Raw genomic sequence first — 19093 nt, 5'->3', positions numbered from 1 at the left:
CGATGGGATCCGGCCTCTACCGTCGCTCGTTCGATCCGTGCACCGTGCGCTTACAGCGCGGCGTACACCTCGCGCAGGAGGTCGGCGGTCTCGGACGGGGTCTTGCCGACCTTCACGCCCGCGGCCTCCAGGGCCTCCTTCTTGGCCTGGGCCGTTCCGGCCGAGCCCGAGACGATCGCGCCGGCGTGGCCCATCGTCTTGCCCTCGGGCGCGGTGAAGCCCGCCACGTAGCCGACGACCGGCTTGGTGACGTTCGCCTTGATGAAGTCGGCCGCACGCTCCTCGGCGTCGCCGCCGATCTCGCCGATCATGACGATCGCCTTCGTCTCCGGGTCGGCCTCGAACGCGGCGAGCGCATCGATGTGCGTGGTGCCGATGATCGGGTCGCCGCCGATGCCGATGGCGGTCGAGAAGCCCAGGTCGCGCAGCTCGTACATCATCTGGTAGGTGAGCGTGCCGGACTTGGAGACCAGGCCGATCGGGCCCTTGCCGGTGATCGTCGCCGGCGTGATGCCGACGAGCGACTCGCCCGGGGTGATGATGCCGGGGCAGTTCGGGCCGATGATCCGGGTCTTGCCGCCCTTCTCCTTGGCGTAGGCCCACGCCTCGGCGGCGTCCTGCACCGGGATGCCCTCGGTGATGACGACCAGCAGCGGGATCTCGGCGTCGACGGCCTCGACCATGGCGTCCTTCGCGAACGCCGGCGGCACGAAGATGATCGACACGTCGGCGCCGGTCTTCTCGATCGCCTCGACGACGGTGCCGAAGACCGGCAGCTCGACATCGCCGTGGGTGACGGTGGTGCCCGCCTTGCGCGCGTTCACGCCGCCGACCACGTTGGTGCCCGCCTTCAGCATCAGCGCGGTGTGCTTGGTGCCCTCGCCGCCGGTGATGCCCTGGACGATGACCTTGGAGTCCTTGTTGAGGAAGATAGACATTCTGATTCGCGCCCTTACTTCGCAGCCAGCTCGGCGGCCTTGTCGGCGCCTTCGTCCATGGTGAGTGCGAGGGTGACCAGCGGGTGGTCCGCCTCGGTGAGGATGCGGCGGCCCTCGTCGACGTTGTTGCCGTCGAGACGCACGACCAGCGGCTTGTTGGCTTCGTCGCCCAGGATCTCCAGGGCCTTGACGATGCCGTTCGCGACCGCGTCGCAGGCGGTGATGCCACCGAAGACGTTCACGAACACGCTCTTGACCTGCGGGTCGTTCAGGATGACGTCCAGGCCGGCCGCCATGACCTCCGCGGACGCTCCGCCGCCGATGTCGAGGAAGTTGGCGGGCTTGACGCCCTTGTGCTTCTCGCCGGCGTACGCGACGACGTCGAGGGTCGACATGACCAGACCCGCGCCGTTGCCGATGATGCCGACCTCGCCGTCGAGCTTGACGTAGTTGAGGTCCGACGCCTTGGCCTTGGCCTCGAGCGGGTCGGCCGCGTCCTTGTCCTCGAGCGCCTCGTGCTCGGGGTGGCGGAAGGAGGCGTTCTCGTCGAGCGAGACCTTGCCGTCGAGAGCGATGATGTCACCCTCCTCGGTCAGGACCAGGGGGTTCACCTCGACGAGCGTGGCGTCCTCGCCGGTGTAGACCGCGTACAGCTTCACGAACACGTCGGCGACCTTCGCGACGAGCTCGTCCGGGAATCCGGCGGCCTTGGCGATCTCGGTGGCCTTCGCGGTGTCGAGACCGGCGCGCGGGTCGACCTCGATGCGGGCGAGCGCCTCCGGCTTCTCGACGGCGAGCTGCTCGATCTCCATACCGCCCTCGACGCTGGTGAGCGACAGGTAGGAGCGGTTGGCCCGGTCGAGGAGCACCGAGAAGTAGAACTCGCGCGCGATGCGGGCGCCACCGGCGACCATCACGCGGCGGACCACGTGGCCCTTGATGTCCAGGCCCAGAATGGCCTGGGCAGCGGCCTCGGCCTCGTCGGGGGTCTTCGCGACCTTGACGCCGCCGGCCTTGCCGCGACCGCCGACCTTCACCTGTGCCTTCACGACGGTCACCCCGCCGAGCTTCTCCGAGGCTGCGCGCACCTCCTCCGGGGTGTCCGCGACGATGCCCGGAAGGACCGGGACCCCGTACTTCTCAAACAGGTCTCTGGCCTGGTACTCGTATAGATCCACGGTTATCCAATCCGCTGCTGGTCCGGGCTCGCTGTAGCGATTCCGGTTGTCATCTGCCGGGCGGTCGGCGCGAGAGAATAGCTCGACGCCGAGATAAATTCGCCAGTGAGAACCTTAGCGCGTCCGACTGTGCGTCCCGTAAACGGGAGGCGTCGGGTTCTCCCCAGCTCGGTCTCGGGAGGCTCTTTCCACCGGTTCGGCGGATCCACGATCGCGGGCGCACCGCCCGGCGAGGGTGGGGTCATGACACACCGGATATCGCACCTCCTGACCGCCACGGCCCTGACCGGCCTCGCCGTCTTCCTCGGCGTCCTGCAGGCCCTGGTTCCTGCGTCCAGCGCCCACTCGCTCAGCGGGGCCGGGCATGGGCCGGGCTATCTGTCGTCCGACGGGTGGTGGCTCGGCACGTACCGTCTCGACGACGGGGCGCAGGGCTTCTGCCTCAACGCGGGCAAGACCAGTCCGACCGGGTACGCGCTCGAATACGTCGACGGGGACACCCTCGGCTGGTTCTCCCCGGAGCAGGCTGCGCGCCTGGCCTACATCTCCCGCACCTGGGCCGGCACGGACGACCGACGGACGGCTGCCGCGGGGCAGATCGCCACCTGGATGGTCTCCGGCCTGAACGGCCACTCCCCCGAGAGCTACGCCGCGCGCGCCGGGGCGGACGCCGGTGCCGTGCTGGCGCTGGCGCACTCGATGGCGGAGGAGTCGGCCCGGCTGGCGACGATCGCGGTCCGGGCCGAGGCGGTCGTTGAGCTCGCCGAGACCGGGCCAGGGCGCCTGCGGGTCGAGCTCACCGCCGAGCGCCTCTCGGGCAGCGAGCTGCTTCCTGCCGCGGCCCACGCGGCCGTGGTCTCCCTCGACGGAGCCCGCTTCTCCGACGGCAGCAGCACCGCGACCGTCGAGACGGGGCGCGACATCCCCATCGTGCCCGACGGGCAGGAGGCGAGCGTCGCCGTGATGGCGACGGCATCCCTCGACCAGCTCCCCTACGGAGCGGGGCTGCGTGTCGCCGTCCCCGACGGAGAACACGTTCAGTCCCTCCTGATGGCCGTACCCGCGAGCACGACGGCAAGCGCGGGAGCCAGCACCTCCGGGCCGTCTCCCCTCCCCTTCCGGCCGACCGTCGAGACCACCACCAGCGCGCCGGAGGCGACCGTCGGCGACCGGATCACCGATCGACTGCGGGTCTCGGTCGACAGCGCCGACGGGCTCCTCCCGACGTGGGGCGTGCACGCGTCGGAGGAGGGCTTCGTGCCCGTCGCGGCCGTGGTGGAGAGCAGCCTGCTGGGGCCGTTCCCGCAACCGATCCAGGTCGCGGAGTCCGCACCTGAGGGCGCACCGGTCGTCTGCACGGTCGAAACCGTCGTCGACGGTGTCGGCGATTATGAGACGCCCTCCTGCGAGCTGCCGGCGCCGGGATACTACGTCTGGATCGAACGGATCGACCCGGAACGGGTCGCACCGGAACTCGGCGGCCTCCGGATGCTCCCGTGGAGTTCCCCGTTCGGAGTCGCCTCGGAGATCACCCGCGCCCAGCCCCTCCCCGCTCCCGCATCCCTCTCCTCCCCCGTCCTCGCAGCGACCGGCGCCGACTCCGAGGGTGCTCTCGGGTGGGGCGCCGCAGGGATCGCCGCCGTCGGATTGGGACTCGTCGCGCTCATCGGGGCGGGGCGCGTGCGGCAGACCTCCCGTTCGCACCGGGCCGTTCGGCGGGGGGCACGGCGCATGAACGGCAGTCGTTGCGCTCGCTCGCAGGCGGGCCGGGCAGGATGGCTGCGTGCTCAGACGGACTCGAGAGCGGCGCACGACGCGTCCACCGATCGATCTGCGGACGGTCGCCGCCGAGGCGCTGCCGCTGGTCGGCGGCGGGCGGGCACTGCTGCTCCAGGTGGCGGAGCCGGCCGTGGGACAGGGCGTCGCCGACCACAGCGACTTCGCCGAGCGGGCGATGGATCGCCTGCACGCCACCATGACCTTTATGTGCGCTGCCGTGTTCGCGACGCCGGAGGAGTTCGCCGTCGTGCGACGCCGGGTGAACCGGGCGCACGCCCCGGTGCGGGCGCGCGCGGCCGGCAGCGCACCGGCGTACAACGCCTACGACCCGCAGCTGCAGCTCTGGGTGGCGGCGACGCTCTACCGCACGATGATGGACCTCCACGAGCGCGTCTTCGGCCCGCTCTCCCCCGCCGAGCAGGAGGGCGTCTACCAGGAGTACACCCGGCTGGGCGCCAACATGCAGGTGCCTCCGTCGAGTTGGCCGCCCACGCGCGAAGCGTTCGACGGGTACTGGGAGGAGATGCTCGGCCGGGTCTCGGTGAGCGACCGCACCCGGGAGCTGGCGGGCCAGATCCTCTACCCGCGGAACGTCCCGCTCTGGGTGCGCCTGCTGCTCCCCGACGCCCGGCTGGTGACGGCCGGCCTGCTGCCGGAGCCCGTGCGCGAGCTGTACCGGCTCCCGTGGAGCGAGCAGCACCGGCAGCGGTACGAGCGCTGGATGCGCCGGCTCGCGTGGTGGTACCCACGGATGCCCCGGGCTCTGCGCCACGCTCCACGGGACGCCTACCTGCGACGGGTACGGCGGATGGTGCGGGAGGACAGAGCCCGGGCGCGCTAGGCCGCGAGCCCGCGCGCTCGTTCGATCCCGCGCGCGAGCAGCACCAGGACGATGCCGATCCCGGCTCCGACCACCGTCTCGAGCACACGGTCGCCGACCAGGGTCCCGAGGGGAGCCGGCGTCGCGAGGTGCGAGACCGCCAGGGCCATCGGCGTGATGAAGACCAGGGCCGAGCCGTAGTGACGGCCGACGAGCATCTCCGCGAAGAACTGGCAGACGACGATCACCAGGATCACGACGAGCGCGGGAGGAGACCAGAACAGCAGCGCCGCCGTGACTCCGACGCCGGCGATCGTCCCGAAGATCCGGTGCAGCGATCGCGAGATCGAGTGCGCAGCCCGCGCGGGCGGGATGACCGCCACGAGGCTGACGACCGCCCAGTACGCGTGGCCGAAGCCGAACGACAACGCGATGCCGCCCGCGATCACGACACCGACGACGTTCTGCGCGACAGTCAACCAGACGCGGGGGTCGCGCAGAACGGTCCCGTCGACCACGGGGCGCCTGCGCAGCTCCTTGAGCAGCACGGATTCGCGACCGCCGGCCACGCGGCGCACGAGCCACCCCGACATCGTCAGCAGCCACGAGAAGACGGCCACCAAAGCCGCGAGACCGATCCGCGGCCAGGCCTCGGCGGCCGTGGTCGGGACGTTCGCGCACACGAGGAGGGAGAACACGAAGAAGAGCGGCTGGGAGGGCAGCAGCTGGAGTGTGGTCACGAGCAGCGTGCCGCCGGCCACGATCACGACGAGCGCGACGGCCAGGAGGGCGAGCGGCTCGCCGAGCACTGCCAGCCACACACCGAGGGCGATGCTCGCGAGCAGAGCGAGGCCGGCCACCGACACGCTCCGGATGCGCAGCCTGTACGGCTCGTTGCGGCCGTACAGGGCCGTGAACGCGCCGAACGTCGCGTAAGCGGCGAGATCCAGCCGCCCCACCGACCACAGGATGAACAGCGGAACCGCGACGGCGGCCGCCGCCCGGAAACCGACCTCGACGCTCATCGAGGCGAGCCCGGCGGGCTTCACAGCTTGTCGATCGGCGCGATCTTGATGAGGAGCTTCTTCGCGCCCACCTTCTCGAACTGGACGTGCGCGACGCGCTTGGCGCCCTCGCCGGTGACGGCCGTGACCCGCCCCTCGCCGAAGTCGGCGTGGGTGATCCGGTCGCCGGGAGCGAGCTCGAGATCGCCGTTGTCGCGGACCTTCCCCGTGACACGGTTCGGCCATTCGGCCTTCGGGCGCTCGGGAGCCGAGAACCCGCCGGAGGTGAAACTCTCGTTCCAGCGGCCGCCGCCCGATCCGGAGCCCAGCCCGGGCTTGCGCGCGTTGAGCGCCCGCGACTGGCTCCCGCCGCGTCCGTTCGCAGAGCCGGGCGACTGGCGCCACTCGACGAGGTCGGAGGGGATCTCTTGCAGGTAGCGGCTCGGCATGGCGACCGCGGTCTCGCCGAACTGCGCCCGTGTCATCGCCAGGGAGAGGAACAGGCGCTTCTTGGCCCGGGTGATGCCCACGTAGAACAGGCGGCGCTCCTCCGCCGGACCACCGGGCTCGTTGGCCGACATGCGGTGCGGGAGGAGGTCCTCCTCCACGCCCGTCAAGAACACGGCGTCGTACTCGAGGCCCTTCGCCGTGTGCAGCGTCATGAGCGAGACCGACCCGCTCGAGTCGTCGATGTCGTCCGCCGCAGCCACCAGGGACACCTCGGTGAGGAAGTCGATGAGGGTGCCGTCCGGGTTGTTGCGCGCGAACTCGCGCGTCACCGCCACGAGCTCCTCGACATTCTCGGCGCGGGCCTCGTCCTGCGGGTCGCGGCTGTTGCGGAGCACGTCCAGCAGGCCGCTGCCGTCCAGCAGGAAGGTGAGCACGTCCGCGACCGGGGAGACGCCGGCCGGGTTCTCCGGGTCGGTCTTCGCGGACGCCTCGTCGAGCAGCGTCGAGAGCTGGAGGATGGCCGCGGTCACCTTGGGGCCGAGACCCAGCGAGCCGGCATCGCGCATCGCCTCGCGGAATGTCATCCCGTTGTCGTCGGCGTAGCTCGCGAGCTGCGTCTCGGTCGCCGGGCCGATGCCCCGCTTCGGCGTGTTCAGGATGCGGCGCAGAGCGAGCGTGTCCTGCGGGTTGGCCACGGTCACGAGGTACGCCATCGCGTCCTTGATCTCCGCGCGCTCGTAGAACTTGGTCCCGCCCATCACCTTGTACGGCAGGGCCGACCGGATGAAGATCTCCTCGAGCGCACGCGTCTGCGCGTTGGTGCGATAGAAGACGGCGATGTCCTTGTAGTCCATGCCGGCGCCGTGCAGCTTCTCGATCTCGTCCGCGACGAACTGCGCCTCGTCGTGCCCCGAGTAACCGGTGTAGCCGACGATCTTCTCGCCGTCGCCGACGGCGGTCCAGAGGTTCTTGTCCTTGCGGTCGAAGTTGTTGGCGATCACGGCGTTCGCCGCGCTCAGGATGTTCTGGGTCGAGCGGTAGTTCTGCTCGAGCAGCACCACCTTCGCGCCCGGGAAGTCGCGCTCGAACTCCACGATGTTGCGGATGTCCGCACCGCGGAAGGCGTAGATCGACTGGTCGGAGTCGCCGACGACCGTCAGCGAGGCGCCGGGGATCACGCCGACGGCGTCGCGCATGCGCTCGACGTGGTGCCCCTGCGCCTCCAGCTCGTCCGCGATGTCCGGTGCGATCGGCATCGTCAGCTCGCGGATGAGCGAGTACTGCGCGTGGTTCGTGTCCTGGTACTCGTCGACCAGGATGTGGCGGAAGCGTCGCTGGTACAACGCGGCGACCTTCGGGAACGCGCGAAACAGGAACACCGTCTCGGCGATGAGGTCGTCGAAGTCGAAGGCGTTCGCCGTGCGCAGAGCGCGCGTGTACTGCCGGAAGATCTCGAGGAACATCACCTCCTGCGGGTCGCTCAGGTTGGCCGAGCGGGCGAAGGCCTCGATGTCGGTGAGCTCGTTCTTGAGCTTGGAGATGCGGGCCGCCGCCCCCGCCACCGTGAAGCCGAGCGTGTCGGCGGACAGCTCCTTGATGATCCGCTTCAGCAGCGCCCGGGAGTCGCCGGAGTCGTAGATGGTGAAGCTCTGCGTCTTGCCGATGGTCTCGGCCTCCCGGCGCAGGATGCGCACGCAGGCGGAGTGGAACGTCGAGATCCACATCCCCTGCGCCTTACCGCCGAGCAGCCCCTCGACGCGCTCCCGCATCTCGTTCGCCGCCTTGTTGGTGAACGTGATGGCGAGGATCTGGCTCGGCCACGCCTCGCGGCTCTCGATCAGCCCGGCGATGCGGCGGGTGAGCACGCTCGTCTTGCCCGAGCCGGCACCGGCCAGGATGAGCAGCGCGGAGCCGCGGTACTCGGCGGCCTCCCGCTGCTGCGGGTTGAGACCGGCGAACAGCCGTTCGTTCGGCGACGACGCGCCACCGAACGGGCCTCCGGAGCCGCCGTCGCGAGAGCCGCCGGAGCGGTCGTCGCCCTCCCAGCCGTCGAGGATGATCGGCACGGAAGAGGTGATACCGGTGGGGGCGTCGGGAAGGCTCGTCATGTCTCCAACGATTTTAGCCGCCCCCACTGTCATCCGGCTCCGACCATCGAGCCGGACGCGGGGGTCAGCGTCCGTCGCGCACGGCGACGGCCAGATCGGGGTGGTCGGCGAACACGCCGTCCACGCCCGAGTGGAGCAGGATCGAGAACAGCCGGCGCCAGTCACCCCACTCGTCGTCCCGGCCGCCCGTGCGGAACTCGGGCTGCAGCATCGCGTTCTCGGGCCGGAGGGTCCAGGTGTAGACCGAGAGCCCCGCCGAGTGCGCGAGGTCGACGAGATCCGAGGTCACCGCGCCGATGTCGATGCTCCCGTCGTCGTCGTCGAAGAGCGAGACGGCCACCGAGCCCGAGGCGAGCACGAGCGAGGTCTCCACGCTGATCCCGTCGACCCGCGCCGCTGCCGAGGGCGCGCCGAAGCCGAGCGCGTAGAGGCCGCGAAGCGTGAGATCGGTGTCGTAACCCGCAGCGGCCGAGCCGGACGACGCGACGCGATCGGCGGGCGCGCCCGCATCCTCGAGCAGGTACACCCGCTTGCCCGGGAAGCCCCGGTCGTGCAGCTCCCTGAGCACGGTCGGCTCGAAGCTCTCGACGACCAGGCCGGTCCGGTCCGTCCAGCCCGCGTCGGACAAGTCGCGCATCACGAGCTCATCGAGGGGCAGACCGGCCGCCGCGAAATGCGTCGCATGCTTGATCTCGGCGACGACCCCGAGCCGCCTGCCGGTGTCGTCGGAGGCGCGATCGACGAGGTCGAGGAGGTCGCGGAAGCGGAGGATGGGGTAGCGGTCGTCGAAGGTGGCACTCGCCTGCCTCAGCTGCGGCAGGCGCTCCCGCGCGTGCAGTGTCGCCAATTCGGCCCAGGTGAAGTCCTCCGTGAACCAGCCGGTGAGCGCTTCCCCATCGACCTCCCGCGTCGTGCGGCGATCGGCGAACTCCGGACGGTCGGCCACATCGGTCGTCCCCGAGATCTCGTTCTCGTGACGAACCACCAGCACGCCGTCCTTGGTGGCGACGAGATCGGGCTCCACCGCGTCGGCTCCGAGGGCGAAGGCGAGCTCGTAGGCCGCCGCCGTGTGCTCGGGACGATACCCGGGCGCACCCCGGTGACCGATCACGAGGGGGGCGGGACGAGCACGCATGGAGCGATCCTAGCCCGCGCTCGGGGGCTGCCCGTGACCCCACTGCGGATGACAGAATCGACGGGTGCCCGCCGTCGAGAGCGCTCCCCGAACCGCCCGGTGGCGCGAGCCCGCCTCCCTGCTGCCGCTGCGCTGGGGCGCCTACCGACCGCGTCTCGCCGCAGGACTCGCGATGCTCGTGATCGGCACCGGCTGCATCCTCGTGACCACCACGTACAGCCTCCCGTTCCTGCTGGTCGGCTCGTTGATGCAACCGACCGCCTGGGCCGTCATCCCCTCGACGATCGGCCGGCGCGTCGCCGTCGCGGTCCCCGTCCTCGGCTTCACCTGGCTGATGCTCGGCGGCTCGGGATTCGCGTGGTGCTACGCCGTGACCCTGGCCGCGTGGCTGCTCGTGCGGCTGCGCCCCCTCATCGCCTTCGCCGCGCTCCTGCTCCCGATCGCGTCGAGCATCGTGCTGCCGACCTTCGTGACCACCTACGAACAGGGATGGATCACCGTCCTCGTCAGCACCCTCACCGTCGTCGCGGGTGCCTGGGCGGCCCGCGCGATCGCCATCCGATGGGATTCATGGCAATCTGTCAGAACTCTCAGAAAATCGACCGACTAGATTAGAGGGACGGCGATCTTCGCCACAGTCCCCGATCAAGCGAGGAACCCATGGCAACGTCCAACCCGGCCTTCTCTCAGAGCCCCGCGTTCCAGAACGGCAGCAAGACGAACCTGAGTGCCGAGAGCCTGCAGGAGATGTACGAATCTCCGTCCGCGACCTCGGTCGACACCGACCGGATGACCGTCGAGGACACCATCCGCAAGACCGCGATCGGCTTCGGAGTCCTCGTCGCCTTCGCGGTGGTGGGATGGGTCGTCCCGTTCCTCTGGATCGTCGGCGGAATCGCGGGCCTCGTGCTCGCGTTCGTCAACATCTTCCGCAACCGCAAGAAGCTCCCGTCCGCAGGACTCACGCTGGCCTACGCGGCCGCCGAGGGCGTCTTCATCGGCGGCATCTCCGCCTTCTACGAGGCGTTGGCGGACGGCGTGGTGATCCAGGCGGTCATCGGCACGATCGTCGTCGTCGGTGTCACGCTCGCTCTCTTCGCCAGCGGCAAGATCCGCGCGTCGGCCAAGGCCACCAAGGTCTTCCTGATCGCGATGGTCGGCTACCTGCTGTTCTCGATCGTGAACCTCGTCCTGATGGCCACCGGAGCGGTCGACGACCCGTGGGGCCTGCGCGGTTCCTTCCACATCTTCGGCATTCCTCTCGGTCTCGTGATCGGCGTCCTCGTCGTCATCATGTGCGCCTACTCGCTCGTGCTCGACTTCGACGCGATCCAGCAGGGCGTCAAGAACCGTGCACCGCGGGCCTACGGCTGGGCCGGCACCTTCGGCATCATGGTCACCGTCGTGTGGCTCTACCTGGAGCTGCTGCGCATCTTCGCGCTGTCGTCGCGCAACTAGCACACACCGACCAACGGGAAGAGCCCGGGATGCATTCGCATCCCGGGCTCTTCTCATGTCGCGGGGATCACTCCCACTCGATGGTTCCCGGCGGCTTCGACGTGACGTCGAGCACGACGCGGTTGACGCCGTCCACCTCGTTGGTGATCCGGTTCGAGATCTTGGAGAGCAGGTCGTACGGCAGGCGGGTCCAGTCGGCCGTCATGGCATCCTCGCTGGAGACCGGGCGCAGCACGATCGGGTGGCCGTAGGTGCGGCCGTCGCCCTGCACGCCGACCGAGCGCACGTCGGCCAGCAGCACGACAGGGCACTGCCAGATCTCGCCGTCGAGTCCCGCCGCGGTCAGCTCGGCGCGCACGATGGCGTCGGCGTCGCGGAGCAGGTCGAGGCGCTCCTGGGTGACCTCTCCGACGATACGGATGCCGAGACCGGGGCCGGGGAACGGCTGGCGGCCGACGATGACCTCCGGGAGGCCGAGCTCGCGACCGATGGCGCGCACCTCGTCCTTGAAGAGGGTCCGCAGCGGCTCGACGAGCTCGAACTGCAGGTCCTCCGGGAGGCCGCCGACGTTGTGGTGGCTCTTGATGTTCGCGGTGCCCGAGCCGCCGCCCGACTCCACCACGTCCGGGTAGAGGGTGCCCTGCACGAGGAAGCGGATGGGGTCGCCCTCGCCCGCGGCCTCGGCGATCAGGTCGGCCTGCGCCTGCTCGAACACGCGGATGAACTCGCGGCCGATGATCTTGCGCTTGGTCTCCGGGTCGCTGACGCCGGAGAGCGCGTCGAGGAACTGCTTCTGGGCGTTCACGGTCACGAGACGCACGCCGGTGGAGGCGACGTAGTCGACCTCGACCTGCTTCGCCTCGTCCTTGCGGAGGAGGCCGTGGTCGACGAAGACGCAGACGAGCTGGTCGCCGACGGCCTTGTGGACGAGCGCAGCGGCGACAGCGGAGTCCACACCGCCCGAGAGGGCGCAGAGCACACGGCCGGTGCCGACCTGGGCGCGGATCGCCGCCACCTGGTCGGCGATCACGTTGCCGCTGTTCCAGTCGGCGGGGATGCCCGCCGCGCGGTGCAGGAAGTTCTCGAGCACGGCCTGGCCGTACTGGGAGTGCTTGACCTCCGGGTGCCACTGCACGCCGTAGAGCTTGCGCTCCTCGTTCGCGAAGGCGGCGACCGGGGTGTCCTCGGTGGACGCGAGGACCTCGAAGCCCTCGGGAGCGCGGGCGACCGAGTCGCCGTGGCTCATCCACGCCGTCTGCTCGTCGGGCTGACCGGAGAGCAGGCCGTTCTCCTGCCCGGAGACGCCGTCGACGACGCGGACGGCGGTCGAGCCGTACTCGCGGCGGCCGGTCTTCGCGACCTCGCCACCGAGCGCGGTCGCCATCACCTGGAAGCCGTAGCAGATGCCGAGCACGGGGACGCCGAGGTCGAAGATCTCCTCGTCGAGGCGCGGGGCGCCCTCCTCGTACACGCTCGACGGGCCGCCCGAGAGGACGATCCCGGCGGGACGCTTCGCGGCGATCTCGGCGGCCGTCACGGTGTGCGGCACGATCTCCGAGTAGACGTTCGCCTCGCGCACGCGGCGCGCGATCAGCTGCGCGTACTGCGCGCCGAAGTCGACGACGAGGACGGGACCCGTCGGGTTCGCGGCATCGGCCGCCCCCAGCAGATCGGAGAAAGTTGCGTCGGTGCTAATTTGTCGCCTCCACGAGGTTCGCGGCCTCGGCCTCGCGGCCGGCCAGATAGGTCTTGACCTGCTTGGTGATGCGGGCCTCCACGAAGAACGAGAGGAACGGCACGACGCCACCGAGGGCGATCATGACGAACTTCGTGAAGGACCAGCGCATCAGACTCCACAGGCGGAAGTCGGAGAAGAGGTACACCACGTACAGCCAGCCGTGCGCGATGAGGATGCCGGTGCTCAAGTCGACGCCGGTCGGGGCGACGGCCGTCGTGACCGGGACGAAGGTGAGCACGCCGTAGTTGCTGAAGGCGAAGAGCTCGTAGCCCATGCCGTACTTGACGATCATCTCGGCGCAGAGCAGCAGGAGCATGATGCCCGTGACGTACGCGAACACCTGGTAGAACCGCAGGGCCCCCCGGATCTTCGGGAAGTCTTCGAGTTTGGGAGCGAGGGGCATGGCGCTATTCTACTTTGCCCGCGACGGCCGACGACCCGGCCTCCGGGGAGGCGGCCTCCTCCTCGGCGAGCGCGCGGAGCTCGTCCTCGCGTTCCTTGGCGTCCTTCACGAGCCGGTACCAGAGGAAGATCGCGAAGCCGGCGAAGACGACCCACTCGGCGGCGTAGAAGATGTTGAGCCAGTTGAGCTCGGTCTGCGCGATCGGCGGCGGCGAGTAGATGGCGTCGAGGCCGTCGACCCCGCCGCGCTGCACGACGTACGCCGAGTAGACGTCCATCCCGTCCACGCCGGTCCAGAGGTTGTACAGGGCGCCGATGCCGACGGTGCGCATCTGCGTGGGGTTGCTCTTGTCCTGCGGGACCTCGGGCTGCTCGTCCGGGAGGATGCGACCGACGATCTGCACGGGAGCCTCGGGCTCGGCGGCCAGGCGCGCCAGGGCGGACTCGGCGGCGGCCTTGTCGGGCGCCCAGCCGCGCGCGACGGCCATCGCGACCTCGGTGCCGTCCTGCTGCGTCAGGTTCACATGACCGATGACCCACCAGCCGCTTTTGCCCGCGTTGAGGCGTCCGTCGAGGAGCTGGTAGTCGCCGGGGACGTAGGTCCCGGTGAACTCCACGAGCTGTCCGACCGCCTTGTCCGTGATGGGTCCACCCGGCTTGGCGATCTGGGCGAGCGGGAGGACCGTCTCGCTGGGCGCCTCCACGGCCTTGCCCGATTCGAGCGCGCGCTCGAGCTGCCACTGGCCGAGCGCGGCGAAGCCGGCCGCCAGTGCGAGCGCGAAGATGAGCGCCCCGATCCAGCGGGGTCGGCGCATCATCTGGAACAGCGTGGTCTCGCCCGTCGTCGACGGGCGGCCGGGGGTCGTGTCTATGGCTCAGTCCCGCTTTCGGTCGCCGCTGATGTCTTCTTGTCCCATGGCCTGCTGCTGCATGGCCTGCTCGACGACCCGGTCGATCGCGGCGCGCGTGTTGTCGGCGCTCGTGTCGTCGCGGCGCGTGTCGGAGTCGAGGTCGGCCGTGGCGGCCTCCACGAGCGCGATCTCCTCGTCGAGCATGGGATCGCGCAGCTTCTTCCGGTTCTTCCGGTCGCGTCGCTTCGACTTCTTCCCGGTCCGTAGGATCATCGCACCGATCCGCTCGGAGTTCGCTGCGAGGATCGGGCCGAGGATCGCCATGATGAGCACGTAGAGCCCGGCGAACGGTTGGATGCGCGCGTCGAGACCGGCGCTCAGCGAGAGCGTCGCGAGGATCAGCGCGAACTCGCCGCGGTTCTGGAGGATGACCGTCGTGTTGATGCCGGCCTGAGCGCCCATCCCGTTGATGCGGGCGACGAACTGCCCCGCGAGGATGTTGAGCACGATGGTCATCGCGACCGCGATCAGCACGGGGCCGACCACGGACGGGAACTTGGCCGGATCGAGCTCGAGACCGAAGTTCAGGAAGAAGAACGCGGCGAAGACATCCCGGAGCGGGATCGCGATGTGCTCGATCTTGTTGCGGTACTTCGTGGCACCGAGCACCAGACCGATGAGGAACGCGCCGATCGCGTCGGTCACGCCGAGGATCTCGCCGACACCGGCGAAGAGCACCGCGAGGCCGAAGAAGAGGATGGTGAAGAGCTCGTCGTCCTTGGTGCGGAATAGCCGGGAGACGAACTTCCCTCCCCACCGCGCGAGCGTGAACATCACCACGAGGAAGGTGAACGCGATCGCGAGCTTCGCGACCACCGGCCAGAAGTCGGTCTCGCCGCTCAGCACCACCGAGACGATGGCGAGGTAGATCGCGATGAAGATGTCCTCGACGACCGTGACGCCGAGGATCATCGGGGTCTCGGTGTTGGGCAGCCGTCGCAACTCGATCAGCAGCTTGGTCACGATCGCCGACGACGACGTGGCCGTGATGCCAGCGATGATCAGGGCCTCCCGGGTGCCCCAGCCGACCCAGAAGCCGAAGGCGAGCCCGACCCCCATGTTGATGAGGATGTACGAGCCGCCGGAGATGATCAGCTTGCCGAAGTTGCCGAAGAACTCGTCCTGGTCGAACTCCAGGCCCAGGTTGAACAGCAGCAGGATGAGCCCGAAGACGGCGATGAGCTCGATGTAATGGCTCTCGAAGTCGAGGGGGAACCATCCGGTGTGCGGGCTGGCCAGCAGCCCGACGATCATGTAGATGGGTATCGCGGGGAGACCCACCAGCTTGCCGAGTCGGCCCAGCACGTACGCGACGAGCAGGAGGAGGCCGAGAACGATCAGGTCTTCGCCGAGATGCATCGGATCATCCTCCCGGCGGAGCGTCGGCGGTCACACGTGCGGGCATCTCACCGGCGCGGAAGAACGCGAACGCCTTCGCCACCTTCTCGGGAGTCCCCGCGACGACGAGGGTGTCGCCGGGGAAGACCTTGAAGTCGGGGGCGGGTGCCGGGTTGGCGGAGTCCCCGCGCACGACGGCGACGACCGTGAGGCCGACGAAGCCGCGGTCGGCGGGGGCGCCGAGCTGCTGACCCGCGATGTGGTCGTCGTAGTCGACGGTGAACCAGTCGATGCTGAGGCCCGGGATCTGGTCGAGCGCGGTCAGCGACTCGGTGATCTGGGTGCCTCCCAGAAGCTCTGCGAGCGTGTGCGCTTCGTCCTCGTTGAGGCGGAGCGACACCTTGGTGACGTCCGCGCCGTCCTCGTCGTCGGAGAACGTGATGAGGTCGCTGTGGCCGGAGCGGTGCGCGATGACGCCGACCTTGCCGCCGTCGTCTGTCACGAAGGTGTGGAGCACCCCGACCCCGGGTAGCTTGACCCGTCGAACGTCTACCATCGTCCGTCTCCATCCGCTTGAGGCGATGGTTCCAGCCTACCGGAGGCCGTCCCGGCGCCGGCCCGCGGTCGCGGAGAGCGAACGCCGGATCAGCGGGTGACGAGGGCCTGCAGATTGTCCAGCTCGTTGGCGCGACCGGCGAGCAGGCGCTCGGTCCAGACGGCGTCGTGCATCGGCTCCACCTGCATGATCACGCGGGTGCCTCCGTCGACCGGCTCGAGGTCGACGACCGTGAGCTGCTCGTACGGACCGCGGTCGGGCACGAAGTCGACGAGCGACCGGTAGGCGATGCGCCGCGGCCCGTCGAGCTCGGTGAACACTTTGCGGGACTCGGTCGACAGCGGCATCCCGTACTGCTCCATGAAGGCGATCTGCTCGGGCGCGACGGCGGTCATCGTGTAGACGAGGTCCCCGCCCGGCCGGAGGTCGAGCTGTGTGACGTCCGTCCGGAACCCCTCCGGCGCCCACCATGACGAGATCCCCTCGGCGGTGGTCCAGAGCTCCCAGACGCGGGTCGGGTCGGCGCCGATGGTTCGTTCGATTGTCTCCACGATCGTCTCCTTCGAATCTGTCGCTACACCTTGCTGGTGCGGATGACCACACGTTATATTCGTCTAGACGAATGTGTCAAGCACTATTCTGGAGGCATGACGATGGATGCGCAGCAGGCCCTCGCGGTCATCGGCGAGCCCACCCGCTACCGCATCGTCCAGCTGCTCGCCGAGGCGCCGCGGACGGTCGGGGAGGTCGCCGACAGCCTCGGCGCACTCCAGCCGCAGACGACCAAGCACCTCCAGGCGCTCGAAGCCGCCGGCCTCATCCGCATCCACCGGCTCGGCCGCCGCCGCGTGGCCAGCCTCGATCGGGCTGCGCTCGCTCGACTCGCCGACCACCTGCAGGAGCTCGCCGCGGAGATGGCGGACACCGCGACCGACGACGATGCCCTCGCCGCGTACGAGCGGGCGATCGCGGAGGAGTCGGGCCGCAGCACGGCGAACGACGATCGGGCGGTCCGACTGGAGCGCCTCCTCCCCGCCGCTGTCGCCGACGTCTGGGCGGCCTGGACCGACCCCGCTCTCGCAGCGCAGTGGTGGGCACCCCGTCACTTCACCGTTGCGGCGTGCGAGATCGCCCCGACGCCGGGCGCACCGGTGCGGCTCGTGCTGCGGGAGGGAGACGATGCGGAGTACACCTCGGCCGGACGCGTCGTCGAGGTCTCCCCCGCCACCCGGCTCGTCTACGAGCTCGCGCCGGTCGGCCCCGCGGGTGCACCGCTGTTCCGGGCCGTGCACACGGTGGAGTTCACACCTGTTCCGCGCGATGGCGCGACCACGCGCGTGACGCTCGACATCGACGTCTCCGCCGTCGCAGAAGGAGCTGCCCCCGCCGTCGCCGGCATCCGGCTCGGCTGGGAGCAGCTCCTCGACGCGTTGGCCGCGCTGGTCAGCCGTCGGTAGGCGTCGCCTTCGGCGCACGCGTGCGCGGTGCCGCCTTGGTGGTCGGCGCCGCCGCGTTCGCCGCGGCCGCGGCCTTGTCGACGTCGACGATGTCCGGCGCCTCCAGGCGCACCCGGTCGGCCGACTGGTCGTCGGGCTGCAGCTGGCTCTCGCGCTCGGCGATGACCCGCTTGAGGTAGGTCTGCACCTCGCGGTCCTCGCGAGCGGCGTCCCAGCCGAGCACGCCGGCCATGAGGGAGGCAGCGACCGGCGCGGCCGAGACCCCGCGGTCCCACGCTTCGATGGAGATGCGCGTTCGGCGGGCGAGCACGTCCTCCAGGTGCAGCGCGCCCTCGTGGCTGGCCGCGTACACGACCTCGGCGCCGACGTAGTCGTCCGCGCCCGGCAGCGGCTCGGCGAGGGAGCGGTCCTGCCGGATGAGCGCGAGGATGTCCTCGGTCATCGTGCCGTACCGGTTGAGGAAGTGTTCGACGCGGGCGATGTGGAGGTCGTTGTCGGCGGCGATGCGCGCGCGGCGGTTCCAGGCGGCCTGATACCCCTCGGCGCCGACGAGCGCGATCTCGTCCGTCGTGCTCTCGGGGATCTTGCCGTCGAGGGCGTCGACCGCGGCATCGATGGCGTCCTTGGCCATGATCCGATAGGTCGTCCACTTGCCGCCGGCGATGACGACGAGACCGGGCACCGAGTGCGCGACCAGGTGCTCGCGTGAGAGCTTCGACGTCTGCTCGGACTCGCCCGCGAGCAGCGGACGGAGCCCTGCGTAGACGCCCTCCACGTCCTCCCGCGACAGCGGGACGTTGAGCACCTCGTTGACGTGCGCGAGGAGGTAGTCGATGTCGGCCGCCGTCGCGGCGGGGTGCGCCTTGTCGAGGTGCCAATCGGTGTCCGTCGTGCCGATCAGCCAGTGCCGGCCCCACGGGATGACGAAGAGCACGCTCTTCTCGGTGCGCAGCAGCAGGCCCATCTTCGACTGGAAGCGGTCCCGCGGGACGACGAGGTGGATGCCCTTGGACGCGCGCACTTTGAACTGGCCGCGCTCTCCCACCATCGACTGCGTGTCGTCGGTCCAGACGCCCGTGGCGTTGACGACCTGCTTGGCGTGGATCTCGAACCGTTCGTCGGTCTCCAGATCGCGCGCCTGCACGCCGACGACGCGCTCGCCGACCTTGAGGAAGCCCTCGACGCGGACCCGCGGCGCGACGTGCGCGCCGTAGTGCGCGGCCGTGCGGGCGAGGTTCGCCACATAGCGGGCGTCGTCGACCTGCGCGTCGTAGTACGTGATGCCACCGACCAGCGCGTTCGGGGCGATGCTCGGGATGGCCTTGAGCACCTGTCGCCGGCTGAGGTGACGGTGGTGCGGGACCCCCGGTGGGCGCAGGCCCGTGTAGGAGAAGATGTCGTACAGCATCATCCCGGCGCCGATGTAGACGCGCTCGAAGACCCGCTTGTGCAGCGGGTAGAGGAAGCGGACCGGCTTCACCAGGTGGGGCGCGACGCGCTGCAGCAGCAGGCCGCGCTCGATGAGCGCCTCCCGCACCAGCCGGAAGTCGAGCTGCTCGAGGTACCGGATGCCGCCGTGCACCAGCTTGGAGGAGCGACTGGAGGTTCCGGAGGCGAAGTCGCGCGCCTCCACCAGCCCGACGGAGAGGCCGCGGGTGACCGCGTCGACCGCGCTCCCCGTGCCGACGATGCCGCCGCCGACCACGAGGATGTCGAGCTCGGTCTCCTTCAGTGCCGCGATCGCGGCGGCTCGCTCAGCCGGGCCGAGCCGTGACGGATAGGTCACAGCCGGGTCGGACGTGGATCGTGATTCAACCATCG

Annotated in this window: 18 protein-coding genes; 4 read left to right on the top strand and 14 right to left on the bottom strand. The window is 69.7% G+C overall.

The genetic code is table 11. From position 1 onward, the window contains the following. Positions 1 to 50 precede the first annotated feature (50 nt). The 4 genes from sucD to FHX33_RS19400 all read right to left on the bottom strand — a co-directional run bounded on the left by sucD (position 51) and on the right by FHX33_RS19400 (position 3474). Positions 51 to 938: a succinate--CoA ligase subunit alpha gene (gene sucD / locus FHX33_RS19415; protein ID WP_021759047.1), complete on the bottom strand. Its 888-nt coding sequence runs from the start codon at positions 936 to 938 to the stop codon at positions 51 to 53. Positions 939 to 952: 14 nt separating this feature from the next. Then, the gene (gene sucC / locus FHX33_RS19410; RefSeq protein ID WP_183428876.1) at positions 953 to 2116 is read right to left on the bottom strand and encodes an ADP-forming succinate--CoA ligase subunit beta; all 1164 of its coding nucleotides are present in this window, start codon (positions 2114 to 2116) and stop codon (positions 953 to 955) included. 644 nt (positions 2117 to 2760) lie between these two features. Further along, positions 2761 to 3039 carry a hypothetical protein gene (locus FHX33_RS19405; RefSeq protein ID WP_183428875.1) on the bottom strand — a complete coding sequence of 93 codons (279 nt, stop codon included), beginning with the start codon at positions 3037 to 3039 and terminating at the stop codon, positions 2761 to 2763. Between the two features lie 114 nt (positions 3040 to 3153). Beyond that, positions 3154 to 3474 carry a hypothetical protein gene (locus FHX33_RS19400; RefSeq protein WP_183428874.1) on the bottom strand — a complete coding sequence of 107 codons (321 nt, stop codon included), beginning with the start codon at positions 3472 to 3474 and terminating at the stop codon, positions 3154 to 3156. A 425-nt stretch (positions 3475 to 3899) separates the two neighbouring features. Here FHX33_RS19400 and FHX33_RS19395 point away from each other — a divergent pair, with 425 nt between their 5' ends. After that, a complete protein-coding gene (locus FHX33_RS19395) occupies positions 3900 to 4736 on the top strand; it encodes an oxygenase MpaB family protein (protein ID WP_183428873.1) in 837 nt (278 codons plus the stop codon). Here FHX33_RS19395 and FHX33_RS19390 read toward each other — a convergent pair. The 3 genes from FHX33_RS19390 to FHX33_RS19380 all read right to left on the bottom strand — a co-directional run bounded on the left by FHX33_RS19390 (position 4733) and on the right by FHX33_RS19380 (position 9412). Further along, positions 4733 to 5764 carry an FUSC family protein gene (locus FHX33_RS19390; protein WP_021762899.1) on the bottom strand — a complete coding sequence of 344 codons (1032 nt, stop codon included), beginning with the start codon at positions 5762 to 5764 and terminating at the stop codon, positions 4733 to 4735. The genes FHX33_RS19395 and FHX33_RS19390 overlap by 4 nt on opposite strands. Then, the gene (locus tag FHX33_RS19385; protein ID WP_021762898.1) at positions 5761 to 8277 is read right to left on the bottom strand and encodes an ATP-dependent helicase; all 2517 of its coding nucleotides are present in this window, start codon (positions 8275 to 8277) and stop codon (positions 5761 to 5763) included. The genes FHX33_RS19390 and FHX33_RS19385 overlap by 4 nt, the downstream gene beginning before the upstream one ends. A gap of 64 nt (positions 8278 to 8341) precedes the next feature. Then, positions 8342 to 9412: a glycerophosphodiester phosphodiesterase family protein gene (locus FHX33_RS19380; RefSeq protein WP_039922129.1), complete on the bottom strand. Its 1071-nt coding sequence runs from the start codon at positions 9410 to 9412 to the stop codon at positions 8342 to 8344. 64 nt (positions 9413 to 9476) lie between these two features. Here FHX33_RS19380 and FHX33_RS19375 point away from each other — a divergent pair, with 64 nt between their 5' ends. Beyond that, positions 9477 to 10022 (top strand): hypothetical protein, encoded by a 546-nt coding sequence (locus FHX33_RS19375; RefSeq protein ID WP_051336960.1) that lies wholly within the window; start codon positions 9477 to 9479, stop codon positions 10020 to 10022. A gap of 50 nt (positions 10023 to 10072) precedes the next feature. After that, complete coding sequence (locus FHX33_RS19370; RefSeq protein WP_021762895.1) at positions 10073 to 10870, top strand: Bax inhibitor-1/YccA family protein; 798 nt, start codon at positions 10073 to 10075, stop codon at positions 10868 to 10870. A gap of 67 nt (positions 10871 to 10937) precedes the next feature. On the opposite strand, the gene guaA is transcribed toward FHX33_RS19370, so the two are convergent. The 6 genes from guaA to FHX33_RS19340 form a co-directional block, all read right to left on the bottom strand. Further along, positions 10938 to 12536, bottom strand: a complete 1599-nt coding sequence (guaA, locus tag FHX33_RS19365) for a glutamine-hydrolyzing GMP synthase (protein WP_039922131.1) — start codon at positions 12534 to 12536, stop codon at positions 10938 to 10940. Positions 12537 to 12561: 25 nt separating this feature from the next. Then, positions 12562 to 13011, bottom strand: a complete 450-nt coding sequence (locus tag FHX33_RS19360) for a DUF3817 domain-containing protein (RefSeq protein ID WP_021762893.1) — start codon at positions 13009 to 13011, stop codon at positions 12562 to 12564. Between the two features lie 4 nt (positions 13012 to 13015). Continuing rightward, positions 13016 to 13828, bottom strand: a complete 813-nt coding sequence (locus FHX33_RS19355) for an SURF1 family cytochrome oxidase biogenesis protein (protein WP_021762892.1) — start codon at positions 13826 to 13828, stop codon at positions 13016 to 13018. 57 nt (positions 13829 to 13885) lie between these two features. Beyond that, positions 13886 to 15280: a cation:proton antiporter gene (locus FHX33_RS19350; RefSeq protein WP_021762891.1), complete on the bottom strand. Its 1395-nt coding sequence runs from the start codon at positions 15278 to 15280 to the stop codon at positions 13886 to 13888. 4 nt (positions 15281 to 15284) lie between these two features. Further along, positions 15285 to 15815: a cation:proton antiporter regulatory subunit gene (locus FHX33_RS19345; RefSeq protein ID WP_021762890.1), complete on the bottom strand. Its 531-nt coding sequence runs from the start codon at positions 15813 to 15815 to the stop codon at positions 15285 to 15287. Positions 15816 to 15904: 89 nt separating this feature from the next. Beyond that, positions 15905 to 16366, bottom strand: a complete 462-nt coding sequence (locus FHX33_RS19340) for an SRPBCC family protein (RefSeq protein WP_021762889.1) — start codon at positions 16364 to 16366, stop codon at positions 15905 to 15907. A gap of 96 nt (positions 16367 to 16462) precedes the next feature. Between FHX33_RS19340 and FHX33_RS19335 the strand changes: the two genes are divergently transcribed. Beyond that, on the top strand, positions 16463 to 17272 hold the full coding sequence (locus FHX33_RS19335) for a metalloregulator ArsR/SmtB family transcription factor (RefSeq protein ID WP_021762888.1): 810 nt from the start codon (positions 16463 to 16465) through the stop codon (positions 17270 to 17272). Here FHX33_RS19335 and FHX33_RS19330 read toward each other — a convergent pair. Further along, the gene (locus FHX33_RS19330) at positions 17259 to 19091 is read right to left on the bottom strand and encodes a glycerol-3-phosphate dehydrogenase/oxidase (protein WP_183428872.1); all 1833 of its coding nucleotides are present in this window, start codon (positions 19089 to 19091) and stop codon (positions 17259 to 17261) included. The two genes, FHX33_RS19335 and FHX33_RS19330, sit on opposite strands and share 14 nt — an antisense overlap. Between the last annotated feature and the right edge of the window lie 2 nt (positions 19092 to 19093).

Source organism: Leifsonia aquatica (assembly GCF_014190775.1).
Classification (GTDB): domain Bacteria; phylum Actinomycetota; class Actinomycetes; order Actinomycetales; family Microbacteriaceae; genus Leifsonia; species Leifsonia aquatica.
Note: the sequence above shows the minus strand (reverse complement) of the source record. Positions and strands in the feature narration are given on the sequence as shown.

Coding starts and splice junctions, on each gene's coding strand:
- FHX33_RS19360 (WP_021762893.1), bottom strand. CDS start 13,011: ATGCCCCTCGCTCCCAAACTCGAAGACTTCCCGAAGATCCGGGGGGCC.
- FHX33_RS19345 (WP_021762890.1), bottom strand. CDS start 15,815: ATGGTAGACGTTCGACGGGTCAAGCTACCCGGGGTCGGGGTGCTCCAC.
- FHX33_RS19370 (WP_021762895.1), top strand. CDS start 10,073: ATGGCAACGTCCAACCCGGCCTTCTCTCAGAGCCCCGCGTTCCAGAAC.
- FHX33_RS19380 (WP_039922129.1), bottom strand. CDS start 9,412: ATGCGTGCTCGTCCCGCCCCCCTCGTGATCGGTCACCGGGGTGCGCCC.
- FHX33_RS19335 (WP_021762888.1), top strand. CDS start 16,463: ATGACGATGGATGCGCAGCAGGCCCTCGCGGTCATCGGCGAGCCCACC.
- FHX33_RS19355 (WP_021762892.1), bottom strand. CDS start 13,828: ATGATGCGCCGACCCCGCTGGATCGGGGCGCTCATCTTCGCGCTCGCA.
- FHX33_RS19385 (WP_021762898.1), bottom strand. CDS start 8,277: ATGACGAGCCTTCCCGACGCCCCCACCGGTATCACCTCTTCCGTGCCG.
- FHX33_RS19330 (WP_183428872.1), bottom strand. CDS start 19,091: ATGGTTGAATCACGATCCACGTCCGACCCGGCTGTGACCTATCCGTCA.
- FHX33_RS19405 (WP_183428875.1), bottom strand. CDS start 3,039: ATGTCGCGCCCCGTCTCGACGGTCGCGGTGCTGCTGCCGTCGGAGAAG.
- FHX33_RS19350 (WP_021762891.1), bottom strand. CDS start 15,280: ATGCATCTCGGCGAAGACCTGATCGTTCTCGGCCTCCTCCTGCTCGTC.
- sucD (WP_021759047.1), bottom strand. CDS start 938: ATGTCTATCTTCCTCAACAAGGACTCCAAGGTCATCGTCCAGGGCATC.